Below are 12,356 nucleotides of genomic sequence, written 5' to 3' on the forward strand. Positions count from 1 at the left end.
AATAAAAAAGACTACAGGCAAGCGTCTAATCTTTCGCTTGCCTATAGTCTAGTTCACATGTGTGACCTATGATTAAAATGTTATAACCGCTTGTCTACTGCGTTCTAACTTAGCAACCATTTCCTTACCTGTTTCATTCCATTTCACCATACGATAATACGCATCATGGTAGAAAATAAAACTGTAGCCGTTTGCTAAAGCTTCTTTCATCATTCGTTCCTTAGCAAATACACTCGTCATCGGATAATCATCATATGCTAACACCCATAATGGATTTTGATGCGCATGCGTTGGCATAATATCGGCCATATGTATCATGACCTCACCATTTTGTGACAACTTAATGATGGCATGTCCATCACTATGACCACCTGTGTGGATCATTTCAATGCCAGGAGCTACCTCTAAAGAGCTTTCGTACGTTTCAACTAAATGCTGTACAGGCTCCCAGTTTTCTTTCCAATACGTATTTTTTGAGCGAATATTTGGCTCACGCATTTCATCCCATTCAATTTGTGTTACATAGATTTTAGCATTTGGGAATGTAGGAACTAAAACTTCACCTTCCCATTGCGTCAGACCACCCGCATGATCAAAATGTAAATGTGTCATTAAGATTGCATCGATATCAGCGGTTGTTAGACCAAGCTCTTGTAAACTATCAGCTAGCGTCGATTCCTCTGTTACGCCATAGTTTCGTAGTTGCTTTTCATTTAATTTGTTAAAACCGACACCCGTATCAATAAGGTAATTTTTTTCACCATATTGAATTAAAATAGGCTCTGTTGGTAATTCAATTTGATTGTTTTCGTTTACTGGATATTTACGTGACCAAAGTGGTTTTGGTACTACGCCAAACATTGCACCGCCATCAAGGCAAGTGACACCCCCGTTTAGCCATGATAATGTCATATTGTGAAACTTTAACTGATCCATCCTTACTCCCCCTGCTATCTATTATTTTGTAATAAATTGCGATTCTAAGCGATAAATCGGCTGACCTTTAGCAGAAAATTTCTGCTCGTATTCTGTCATAATATTATCTTCTGGCATATTTGCATGTAGGTCGAGTGATACATACTTCAGTAACATACCATATTCAGACATACTAACTAACGAATACTCGAACAGTCCACGGTTGTCCGTTTTAAAATGAACTTCCCCGTTATCCACTAGAATCGACTCATATAATTTCAAAAAACCCTCATGCGTTAAACGACGCTTTGCATGGCGTAATTTTGGCCAAGGATCTGAGAAATTCAAATACACGCGGTCTACATCATTTTTTTCAAAGAATTTATTTAAATCTGCGCCATTTACTTTTAACAAACGTAAATTCGCTGGAGATTTAGCTTCAAGAATGTTTTCTAATGCGCAAACGATGACACTATCATAAAGCTCAATACCGATATAATTAATATCTGGATTTTGCAGAGCCATTCCGGTTACAAATTGACCCTTCCCAGTACCTACTTCAATGTGTAATGGGTGATTGTTGCCAAAAACCGCTTGCCAATTTCCTTTAAAGTCTTCAGGATTTGGAATAATCACCTCTGGATGATTTGTAATCATTTCCTCTGCCCAAGGCTTATTTCGTAATCTCAATTTTCTTCCTCATTTCTTAATAGTGAAATTATTGATTTTTTATAGTATAACGTAAAAACGTCATATTCGCATGATATTATTGCGAAATGACGTTTTTTGTTTTTTCTAATTTTATACATTTCCATGCTTGCTGTTGGATTGTACAGCGCACAATTGTATCCTGTCCTATTGCACCAATGTAGTTACCATCTGTATGACAATCAACGCTCTGTGCATGTACAACAATCTCAAATTGATTGCTTTGTAAAAAAGTTATTTCTCGGAAAGTTGTATGCTTCTCAAAAAAAACAGTAGCAAAAACTAGTAGTAGCTTCCATCTTGCAATATTATGAACAATGGTTAATTCAATTTTGCCGTCCAATGCATTAGACATAGGTGAAATTTTCATTCCTCCACCAAAATACGGTTGATTGCTCGTTGCTACAAACCATACATTCTGAAATTGCTGTGTTTGATTGTTTGCATAAACCGTTACATCGAAACAGGTAAAACGAAACAGGCCCCTAACTACTGCGGCAGCATAAGATAGTTTTCCTAATCCAATTTTATTAAAATAGTATTTTAGACGCGACTTATTAATATGCTTTGTGACATAGGCATCAAAGCCAAGCCCTGCATTATTGACGAATATTTCATCGTGCATGGTTCCTAGTTGAATCTTTCCTATATCTATCGAACGCTCAAGCATTTCCGTTTTGACGTAAGCTTCAATTTGTGTTGCATTTTGAAATGTTGGAAAATAACGTGCAAAGTCGTTACCAGAGCCTGCACTAATAACACCAATCACAACAAAATCATTATGTACAATGCCACTAACTACCTCATGAACGGTGCCATCTCCACCAACAACAATGATTAACTTTTTTATTTGCCCGTTTTGTGCCCACTCGCTCGCAATTTCTTGACCATGCCCCTCATATTGTGTCAGAGCGACTTGATAATCAATCGTTAAATGTCGTTGTAGTCTATTCCAAACAATTTTCCCTTTGCCATTCCCTGCACGCTCATTGACAATAAATAATACATGCATCTGTTAGTCCTCAGCTTTTGTAGGTGTCTGTTGCCAAATATCACGATTAAATGAAGTCGTTTGGACGTTATTTAAAATTGTTTGTGCAGCGCGGATTTGCATATGCTTCATAGGAGATGATACATTTCTTAAAGCATGCAACCATTCATTATAATTACGACGATCCACTAATCGAACGTTAAAAGATGAGCCTGGATAATCGAAATAGCCATTGCGTGTTAAAATAACTTTGCGAATCGGCATGTCGACTTGATCTTGCTTAAATAATTGAGTTAACACAGATTCCATTCTACTTAAATTAATCATTGGATTCAGTACTTTCGAATCTTTTGTGCCCACTTTTTTCTCCCAAAAACGGTCACTTCCACCTACATACACTGCTTGATTCTCTGCCTCAAGTACAGTAATACAAATACATTCCGTAGGTGACATTAACACAACATCTAGCTCAATTGGTGCCTTTCTCACTTGCAAAATAGGATAGTAAAAAACTAAATAATTATCTGGTAATTTTTGTAGCAATGTTCGCAACAAAGAATCACGTAAAAATCGAGGATCGACATAAGATTTTTCCCGCAAAGTGGAACTCGCCCACTTCATTTGGAAATGAAAAAACTGATCTATAAACATTCGCTTCAACTCATGAATAGACTGAGGTGCGTACACTATATTCGGTTCAAATGATAAAGTTGTTTCTTCTTCAGGGATCATATCTTCGTCATTTGTCAAATCGTTTGTAACGTCCATTTGCTCAATATCTTCTTGCACGTCTTCTTTGTGTCGCCCTGCAAAAATCTTTTTAAAGAGTGAGAAGCGCTCTTTTTCTTCCAATACATCATTGTCTTTTTCATTCGCAGTATGCTGCCACTCGGTAATATCTTCGCCCAATTCCCATTGACGTTTAATTCGATCCCATTGGCTTTTCTTTAAACGTACAAATTGCGTTGGATATCTAGCTAAATCAATTTGATAACGTGAAATATAATCTTGTATTTTCACTAATTGTGCCATGTTTAGGTCACTCCAATCTTACTGCCCCATATCAAATTCGCCTCGTTACTAGTCGGTATCACCGTGATATCGACTAAAGGCGCTATCTTTTTTATTTTACATGACGTTTCAGGAGAATACATGCATATTTTGTTCTATAAAAAAGAGCTACCCTCCTAACTTGGCGAATAACCAAGTTTTAGGTAGCTCTTTTTAATCATTTATACAGATTAGGCATTAATTGAAATTGGTAATTTTGCCTCAAATGCTTTTTGCAATTTACGAGTCCATTCACCAGGAACACCTGCACCAATTTGCTGACCATCCACATCGATAACCGGTGTCACTTCAGATGAAACAGAAGACACAATAATTTCATCCATTGCTAATAAATCGCCTTTTGTCATCGGCTCTTCAATCACTGGTAAATTTATTTCAGCGGCACATTTTAATATAACTTGGCGTGTAATACCATTTAAGATGTAGTTATTTGCTGGGTGCGTATAAAGTTTACCATCTTTAATACCATAGACATTAGCAGAAGAACATTCTGTGATAATATCTCCACGGTGTAAAATGGCTTCGTAGCAACCTTTTTCAGATGCTTCTTGTTTCGCAAGTACCGCGCCAAGTAAATTTAAAGATTTAATATCACAACGTAACCAACGAACATCTTCAACCAATGTCGCTTTTACGCCTTTTTCGAAATTTTCAATTGAACGTTCACCAATTTTAACATTACCTGTTAGCACTGCTGGCACGCTTGCATCCGGGAAAATGTGGTTACGAGAAGTTGTTCCACGTGTAATTTGGAAGTAAACATGACCTGTATTTAAATTATTTTTTTCGATTAAATCATGCAATAATTTGTGTAATACATCTTTTGTATAAGGAATAACAAGGCGAATTTTTTCGGCACTAGCATAGAAACGATCGATGTGCTCTTGTGCTGTAAACATATGCCCGTTATATACTTTGATTACTTCGTAAATACCATCACCAAATTGGTAACCACGGTCTTCTGGTGAAATTGTAATAGATCCTTCTTCAACGATTTGGTCATTCCATAATGAGTATGCCATGTTTATACATCCTTTTCATTTTTAAGTTATTTTCACATTTTTAAGTACAATGATTCCCACTACACAATCAAGTAAGACCAGATGCAGTAAATCAAAGTAAACTTTTCAGTGAAGTGCTTGGCGTGTGAAGCTTCGTGATCTCTTTGGCAAGAAAACATTACGCTCTTAATGACACTTACTTCCCAGCCAGTTCTGCAATGGCTTCTGCATAAATAGCAGCAGCTTGTACTAATTTATCAACAATTACATATTCATCCGCACGATGCATGACATCTGGATCACCAGGGAAAAGCATGCCGAATGCCACACCTTTTTTCAAGACGCGCGCATACGTTCCACCGCCTGTTGAAAGTAAAGGTGTTTCGTTATCGCCCGTTTGTCGGCGATAAACACCAGCTAACGTTTGGATTAACGGATCATCCTCACTGACATAATGAGGTTTTGAGTTTTCTTGAATATCAAGTGAAAATCCTTTGTCTGCAGCTAATCGTTGCGCTTCTGTTATTTTGTCATCAAATGGATACGTTACAGAGTAGCGGAAACTAATAACAATGTTGCCACCTTGCGTTGCATCATACGTTACAATACCAGGATTTAATGTTGTTTGTCCGGACATGTCATCTTCATATTGTAATGCTAGTGCATGACCATAATGATCCTGATGGAATACATCAACGATAAAATCGACAAATTGCTTACTTCCTTCAGTCGTTAACTCTTGTTGTAAAAATGCTGCAAGGTAAACAGCTGCATTGACACCTTTTTCAGGTTCCATTGCATGGGCTGCTTTTCCTTTGATAGTTATTATATAGTGAGAACCCTCCATTAATAAAGAGCCTTCTAGCTGATTTTTACTTAAAAATGTTTGAAAATTCTGTTCGAACGGTGAAGATACGAATTGAACTGTCGCTTTCGCAAAATCAGGTACCATATTTGAACGCTTTCCAGCATTAAATAGTAGTAGCTGTTCTTTCGTTGCATCCCCAATCTGCTTTTGGGACAACACAAGCGCAGCAATGCCTTTTTCGGCATTAATCAGTGGGAAATCCGCATCAGGAGCGAAACCGATTGTGGGCATTTCCTCGTTTTTAAAATAGTGGTCGACACAGCGGAAGCCTGTTTCTTCATCTGTTCCGATAATCATACGCACACGTTTGTTTAATTGAATACCTGCATCTTTTACAAGTTTCATTGCCATCCATGCAGCAACTGTTGGGCCCTTATCATCAATAGCACCGCGCGCAAATAATTTTCCATCTGCAATCGTGCCGCTAAAAGGTGGGTACGTCCAGTTTGATTCATCACCTACAGGGACAACATCTACGTGACATAAAATACCCAGTAACTCTTCACCTTGGCCCATTTCAATATGTCCAGCATAATTATCAACATTTTTTGTTTGTAACCCTTGTGCTTTCCCTTTCGCTAACAACCATTCCAATGCCTTTAACGGTCCTTCACCAAAAGGCACATCCGCAGTTATTGTTTTTTCATCCAGTACACTATTAATTTGCACAAGCTCTTGCAACTCTTGAATTAATTCATCTTGTCTTTCTTTTGCAACCTGTAACCAATCCATCCTATGTACCTCCTCCATTTTATAATAAGATTATTCTACTCTTTACTAAAAAAAATTCAATCATCTTTCTAACTATCATTTTCTTATCTTTCCTTTACACTACCACATATAGCATCTTTTTCACTAATCTCCACAAAATACAGCGCAAACTTTATGAATTAATTGTAAATTTCCACGCCATTCACTAGAAAATCACATCATTATTCTATATAATAGAGTTATCAGAATTATTTGTTCTGAACATAAAATTAGAAAAGGGGATGTCTAAGGCAGCTACTTAATAGCCTCAGTGCACTCCGCACATATTGTCGTCCGCTAGTCTTTGCCAAGTGAATTAAGATGAAGGAGTGGTTCATTTATGAAACCAACTACTGATCGAATGCTTAATCGTATTAAAGATGTGTACATGTTTATTTTAGACAAAGGAACCGTGTCTACACAGGATTTAGTCGAAGAGTTTAGCATCACTCCTCGCACCGTTCAAAGAGATTTGAACGTGTTAGCCTTTAACGATTTGGTGATGAGTCCAAGTCGAGGCAAATGGACAACGACGAGTAAAAAAGTAAAATTGACGTCTTAGTTTTTGCGCACTTTGCGTAAAGCATTTTTGTATGGAAAAAGAATGACCTTTCGTCGGGGTCATTCTTTTTTTCTATTTACAAAGCACTTTATTATCCGTTACACTCGAAACATTCTACATGTTGAGAGGAGGATAATTTTATGAAACTTCCCAAAATGTTTCATCCACTTGTTTGGATTATTTTAGGTGGAACGATTTTCACACGCGTTGCAAGCTTTATGGCAATGCCTTTTTTAGCTATCTATTTACATAACGAAATTGATGCCTCCCCTTTACAAATAGGATTGACCATTGGTATCGCGCCACTTATTTCTACAGTAGGTGGATTTTTCGGCGGTTACTTAACAGATCGTTTTGGTCGAAAAAGTATTATTTTACTTACGATCCTCGTATGGAGTATTGTGTTCTTTGGTTTTGCAACAGCGCATACAATTTGGTTTTTCGTCATTCTAAATGCATTGAACGGGTTATGTCGCTCCTTCTTTGAACCTTCTACACAGGCTTTAATGATTGACTTTACTCCTGCTGATAAACGAAAACGATTGTTTTCATTGCGTTACACAGCCATTAATATTGCCGCAGTCATAGGACCACTTATTGGTGTATATATTGCGACATTATCTAGTCCTAGCGTGCCGTTTATGTTGACAGGCGCTATGTACATTGTTTATGCCATATTTTTATTTTTCGTGTTGAATCGTTACAAAATGCAACAGCAAAAGGCGATGATTCATACAAAAGTGCTACAAACCTTTACAATTCTTTTAACAAACCGTGTACTGTTAAGCTTTATTTTCGGCGCAATCTTAATAAATATTGGCTACTCGCAATTCGACTCAACACTTCCTCAGCTTATTGAGCTCAAAATTGAAGATGGAGCCAAGCTCTATTCGCTACTGATTTCGTTAAATGCTGCGGTTGTACTTTTACTGCAATTACCGATTAGTATTTTTTCAGAGCGCTTCACATCTACAACAATACTGCTTATCGGTATTTTATTCTTTGCTGTTGGGCTCACATTATTTGGCGTATCTACAAACTATCCGTTGTTTATTTGTGCAATGGTTCTTTTTACAATTGGTGAAATATTTACTTTCCCAACAATGAATGTCATGATTGATGAAATTGCGCCAGAGACCCAAAAAGCTACATATTTAGGTGCGGCACAATTTAAAAATTTAGGCGGTTTTATTGGTCCTATTATAGGTGGCTGGCTGTTAACACATTATATTGATACAATGTTTATCGTCATTGCTGCTCTTGTTTTATGTAGTTCCCTATTTTATCGACCCAAAACACAATAAAGAAGCACGAGACAAGTAGGCTGCCTACTGGACTCGTGCTTTTACTTATAACCGTTGTAAAACTACGTTGATTGATTGTATTTTTCTTCTGTTGAAGCTACTTCATGATAACTAGAATATTGGTCCTTACCTGCTTTTTTCGACTGATATAAAGCCTTATCTGCTCGTTCAAATAAACTTAACTCGGATTCATTTGACTTTTCACAAATTACGCCACCCATACTAACAGAAATAACCGACCATTTATGATTCTCTACATTTTTTAATCTACGGATTTTCTCCAAAATCGCACTTGCTACTTGTACCATATGTTCATTGTTCGTATCATATAGGACAATTGCAAATTCATCTCCACCAAATCTTACAACGAAACCTTCTGTTCTTACGACGTCTTTTAAAATTTTAGCTGTTTCAATAAGAATCCTATCTCCTTCAGCATGTCCAAATCGATCATTTACTTGCTTAAAGTTATCTAAATCTATTAATAATAAACCAGGCGTATTGGCTTTTCTTTTTTTCAATAATTTATCCATTTTGCTAATGTATGTTGCACGATTATATACATTTGTTAGTGGATCATAGGTTGCAAGATGTATCGTTTTAGAAAATAGCCTATTAATAACAACTAACATAATTAACGCTGTTACTAATGCAATCATTAAAACATACCAAAACTGTTTTGTGTTATTGGCAAGTGCAGTTAACTCTGTACGATTGCCATATTTGACATAGACTACCCGTTTTGTTGAGGCACCACGCACCGTCTCTGCTTCATACGGTAAAAAACGATAGGTTTCGATATAGCCATCGTCTAATATTTGCTGATATTCAGCAGGCTTCATCGTTTGTAGTGCAGTCTTAAAATGATCCTGGAATTTTTTTGTTTGATTTTTCACAGTTACCCGAGTGGATTCGGTGTCCGAGAAAAAAACACCGTTTGCACTAATCGTTCGAACATCCAGTAAGTCATTATACTTTTCAACTAAATACGCAGCGGTTTTTCCAAAGTTAAATGTTTGAAAGACAGGGACTTCATTTAATTCCAAACCGAGCTCTAATAAGTATTTTTTATCAGGCGTTGCTAAATAACTAAATTTACGGTACTCACCAGTAGTGGTCGAAATATCTATCCCATCTGTAAATAATTGCCCACTCTCTCTACGTTCATCCAATAATGCCGAAAAATTTTTACAGCAAAGCGAAAAATTTAGACCTAAATCTTTTGGAAATGTAGTATAAATTACCGTATTTGTTTGATCCAATATGTATATATCCATACCATGTTGACTTTTCATTTGTTGTAAGTTCCAAGTGTCTATTTTTGGATTTTGCTTATAATAAGTAGCTAATGCTCTTAACTCTTTTTCCATCTGATCCGAAATGTTTTTATCAAAATAAAAGTGCGCATTATCTACAGTTTGCATATCTGCAAGAATATGATTTTCAATTAATGTTCGATTACGAGCTTCTTGTGTTTCAATATTTGTCACAAGAATTTGTCTGTTGACATAAGAAATTACAGCAACAAGTATTAATGCAAAGGCAATTAAAGATATTAATAATTTAATCCGTAGTTTTTTCATTAACATGTCCTCTACTCATCTTCACTATCTTTTTTTGAACAAAAAATATTTCCGGTACGTCAAGCCTCTCCCACGTTATTTTATTGATATATCATATTATACAGTTAATGGGACAAACATGTATAAAAAAAATCCTCGATACTAAAAGTATAGCATCGAGGATTTTCTTTACTCTCTATTTTGTAAGCCTGCTAATTCTTCTGGCGTTAACTCGCGATATTCACCTAATGCTAAGCTTTCATCAAGTTGTAAGCTCCCCATAGAAAGGCGTTTTAAGTAGATGACACGTTTACCTACTGCTTCAAACATCCGTTTTACCTGATGGAATTTACCTTCTTGAATCGTCAATTCAATTTCTGATTGCGGAGCAGATTTCAGAATAACAAGCTTGCCTGGCTTTGTTACGTAGCCATCATCTAGTTCGACACCACGCGCAAATTGTTCTCCATCATCTTGCGTAACAATCCCCTCTATTTTAGCATAGTACACCTTAGGTACATGCTTCTTTGGAGAAAGTAAGTTATGGGCCAAAACACCATCATTCGTTAATAGTAACAAGCCCTCTGTATCTTTATCTAAACGACCGACTGGGAATGGTTGAAAATGTTGATGTAGTGGGTCTAATAAGTCAATGACAGTTTCATCTCGTAAATCTTCTGTGGCAGAAATAACACCTGGTGGCTTATTCATCATGTAATACACAAACTCTGTATATACAACACGTTCACCGAATACGACAACACTTTGCTGTTCTGGATCAACATGCATTGCCGCATCTTTTACATACGTGCCATCAACAGAAACGGCCTTTTGTTTTAGGAGTTGCTTAACTTCCTTTCGTGAGCCATAGCCCATATTGGCTAATAATTTATCTAAACGCATTGTTCCTCCTATTTAAACCCTAATTTACTTGTAATTCGTGTTATGCGCTCACCAAGTAGTTTTTGTGCTAAACCTAAGCGTAACGACAAATAGCCATAAACAGCAGCACCCACTGCTGCACAAATAACAGAATAGACAAGCGCCGAGAATTTACCATCCACTGGACCCATTACAAGTTCTAATAGCTTGTGAACGATTAAAACGCTGACAGCCATTGCGGCTGTTAAAAGTGAAATAAGCATAACACGACGTATAACCATTTCTGATTTATAATTAAGCGTTTTTCGAAGCACTAGCAAATTAATAATAATTGATACACTATAACCAATCGCTGTTGCTAAAATAGCTCCGTCCGCTTCTAGCCAACGAATAAACGTTATGTTAAGGGCTAGCTTTACTAAAATACCTGATAGTAGACTGAAGACAATCCACTTTTGGAAGTCAATACCTTGTAGCAGCGCGGCAGTAACTTGGAACAACGCAAATAAAATTGCCACTGGAGCATAATGAGCTAAAATCGTTGCACCCATTTCGCTTTCAGAGTAAAGCATAAAGTAAATTTCATTCGCTAATAATGAAATGCCCACAACTGCTGGTAATGTAATGAAAATTAAAATTTGATACGTTTTATCCATCGCATGACGTAACGATAAATACTCACCTTGTGTAAAATATTTTGTTATCGTTGGTACTAACGCCATTGAAAAACTTGTTGCTAACATAACTGGAATAATGACTACTTTATGTGTTGTAAAGTTAATCATCGATAAATATTCATCTGTTACTTTGGCTAAACCAATGGAACTCATAGCGCCATTAAATGTTAACATATCCACTAATTGAAATAATGGATTAGCCACCCCTACAAATACCATCGGAATGGAATACGTTATCACTTCTTTATAAATATCCGACATTGGTAGCTGGGTAGACGTAATACTTTGACTACGTAATAAATTAAATTCAGGTTGATATTTTTTCCAATAGTAATAGAGCACCATTAAACCACCAATTGCCCCGATAAATGCTGCAAATACCGCAAAGGACACTGCTGTTTCAGGTTTACCCTTAAAAACAACAACCACTAAGAAAGAACCACCTAATAAAACAACAATTCGGACAATTTGTTCCACCAACTGCGAAACTGCTGTTGGTTCCATTTTGTCATAGCCTTGAAAAAAGCCACGCCATAAACTCATAAATGGGACAACAATAAGCGCAAAGCTTACCCAACGAATTACAGAAGCAATTTGCTCGACAGTAAATTTCTGTTCATCGCTTTTAATAACAAGTTCACCAATCGGTGTTGCCAATATAAAAAGAGCAGCAAAGGACACCATACCCGTTATCATCATAATAAGGATGCCCGACTTCATCAGCTTGCGTCCTGATTGATAGTCTCCTAATGCATTATATTTAGAAACAAATTTCGATACAGCAATCGGTGCACCTGAAATGGCTATTGCGAGCATGATTGAGTAAGGAATATATGCATATTGATACAGCGCAATATTTTCCTGCCCAACAATCGCATAAAAGGGAAAAATATAAATTAATCCAAGCACCTTAGATAAAAACATCCCTAATGTTAATATCGCAGTACCTTTCATTAAATTGGACATCGTATCCATCCATTCATTAGTAAAATCAAGCTTTTTATAAGTGATGTAATAGCATCACTTTTCAAACATTAAAACAAGTAAACCAACTGTTATCTTAAC

At 36.6% G+C, this 12,356-nt stretch carries 11 protein-coding genes; 2 read left to right on the top strand and 9 right to left on the bottom strand.

Translation table 11 applies throughout. From position 1 onward, the window contains the following. Nucleotides 1-72: 72 nt before the first annotated feature. The 6 genes from I5435_RS17120 to pepV all read right to left on the bottom strand — a co-directional run bounded on the left by I5435_RS17120 (nucleotide 73) and on the right by pepV (nucleotide 6,286). Nucleotides 73-936, bottom strand: coding sequence for a YtnP family quorum-quenching lactonase (locus I5435_RS17120; protein WP_025220337.1), 864 nt, complete (start codon nucleotides 934-936; stop codon nucleotides 73-75). 21 nt (nucleotides 937-957) lie between these two features. Then, nucleotides 958-1,605 (bottom strand): tRNA (guanosine(46)-N7)-methyltransferase TrmB, encoded by a 648-nt coding sequence (gene trmB, locus I5435_RS17125; protein WP_024363744.1) that lies wholly within the window; start codon nucleotides 1,603-1,605, stop codon nucleotides 958-960. Nucleotides 1,606-1,681: 76 nt separating this feature from the next. Beyond that, nucleotides 1,682-2,635: a diacylglycerol/lipid kinase family protein gene (locus I5435_RS17130; RefSeq protein ID WP_258841861.1), complete on the bottom strand. Its 954-nt coding sequence runs from the start codon at nucleotides 2,633-2,635 to the stop codon at nucleotides 1,682-1,684. Nucleotides 2,636-2,638: 3 nt separating this feature from the next. Continuing rightward, nucleotides 2,639-3,646: a nuclease-related domain-containing protein gene (locus I5435_RS17135; protein ID WP_337982662.1), complete on the bottom strand. Its 1,008-nt coding sequence runs from the start codon at nucleotides 3,644-3,646 to the stop codon at nucleotides 2,639-2,641. Between the two features lie 209 nt (nucleotides 3,647-3,855). Next, nucleotides 3,856-4,707 (bottom strand): D-amino-acid transaminase, encoded by an 852-nt coding sequence (gene dat / locus I5435_RS17140; protein WP_337982663.1) that lies wholly within the window; start codon nucleotides 4,705-4,707, stop codon nucleotides 3,856-3,858. A 175-nt stretch (nucleotides 4,708-4,882) separates the two neighbouring features. Further along, nucleotides 4,883-6,286, bottom strand: coding sequence for a dipeptidase PepV (pepV, locus tag I5435_RS17145; RefSeq protein ID WP_024363740.1), 1,404 nt, complete (start codon nucleotides 6,284-6,286; stop codon nucleotides 4,883-4,885). A gap of 358 nt (nucleotides 6,287-6,644) precedes the next feature. Here pepV and I5435_RS17150 point away from each other — a divergent pair, with 358 nt between their 5' ends. Then, a complete protein-coding gene (locus I5435_RS17150; protein WP_025220342.1) occupies nucleotides 6,645-6,866 on the top strand; it encodes a DeoR family transcriptional regulator in 222 nt (73 codons plus the stop codon). Nucleotides 6,867-7,006: 140 nt separating this feature from the next. Then, complete coding sequence (locus tag I5435_RS17155) at nucleotides 7,007-8,170, top strand: MDR family MFS transporter (protein ID WP_337982664.1); 1,164 nt, start codon at nucleotides 7,007-7,009, stop codon at nucleotides 8,168-8,170. Between the two features lie 62 nt (nucleotides 8,171-8,232). On the opposite strand, the gene I5435_RS17160 is transcribed toward I5435_RS17155, so the two are convergent. The 3 genes from I5435_RS17160 to I5435_RS17170 all read right to left on the bottom strand — a co-directional run bounded on the left by I5435_RS17160 (nucleotide 8,233) and on the right by I5435_RS17170 (nucleotide 12,257). Beyond that, nucleotides 8,233-9,753 (bottom strand): GGDEF domain-containing protein, encoded by a 1,521-nt coding sequence (locus tag I5435_RS17160; RefSeq protein WP_024363738.1) that lies wholly within the window; start codon nucleotides 9,751-9,753, stop codon nucleotides 8,233-8,235. Nucleotides 9,754-9,921: 168 nt separating this feature from the next. Next, nucleotides 9,922-10,635, bottom strand: coding sequence for a pseudouridine synthase (locus I5435_RS17165; RefSeq protein ID WP_024363737.1), 714 nt, complete (start codon nucleotides 10,633-10,635; stop codon nucleotides 9,922-9,924). An 8-nt stretch (nucleotides 10,636-10,643) separates the two neighbouring features. Then, a complete protein-coding gene (locus I5435_RS17170; protein ID WP_229387414.1) occupies nucleotides 10,644-12,257 on the bottom strand; it encodes a putative polysaccharide biosynthesis protein in 1,614 nt (537 codons plus the stop codon). Nucleotides 12,258-12,356 lie beyond the last annotated feature (99 nt).

Source organism: Lysinibacillus sp. C5.1, assembly GCF_016350185.1.
In the GTDB taxonomy this organism is placed as follows: domain Bacteria; phylum Bacillota; class Bacilli; order Bacillales_A; family Planococcaceae; genus Lysinibacillus; species Lysinibacillus sphaericus.

Bases quoted from the DNA above. Each gene is read 5' to 3' on its own strand.
- I5435_RS17160 (WP_024363738.1), bottom strand. From the start codon at position 9,753: ATGAAAAAACTACGGATTAAATTATTAATATCTTTAATTGCCTTTGCA.
- dat (WP_337982663.1), bottom strand. From the start codon at position 4,707: ATGGCATACTCATTATGGAATGACCAAATCGTTGAAGAAGGATCTATT.
- I5435_RS17120 (WP_025220337.1), bottom strand. From the start codon at position 936: ATGGATCAGTTAAAGTTTCACAATATGACATTATCATGGCTAAACGGG.
- I5435_RS17165 (WP_024363737.1), bottom strand. From the start codon at position 10,635: ATGCGTTTAGATAAATTATTAGCCAATATGGGCTATGGCTCACGAAAG.
- I5435_RS17135 (WP_337982662.1), bottom strand. From the start codon at position 3,646: ATGGCACAATTAGTGAAAATACAAGATTATATTTCACGTTATCAAATT.
- pepV (WP_024363740.1), bottom strand. From the start codon at position 6,286: ATGGATTGGTTACAGGTTGCAAAAGAAAGACAAGATGAATTAATTCAA.
- I5435_RS17150 (WP_025220342.1), top strand. From the start codon at position 6,645: ATGAAACCAACTACTGATCGAATGCTTAATCGTATTAAAGATGTGTAC.
- I5435_RS17170 (WP_229387414.1), bottom strand. From the start codon at position 12,257: ATGTCCAATTTAATGAAAGGTACTGCGATATTAACATTAGGGATGTTT.
- I5435_RS17155 (WP_337982664.1), top strand. From the start codon at position 7,007: ATGAAACTTCCCAAAATGTTTCATCCACTTGTTTGGATTATTTTAGGT.
- I5435_RS17130 (WP_258841861.1), bottom strand. From the start codon at position 2,635: ATGCATGTATTATTTATTGTCAATGAGCGTGCAGGGAATGGCAAAGGG.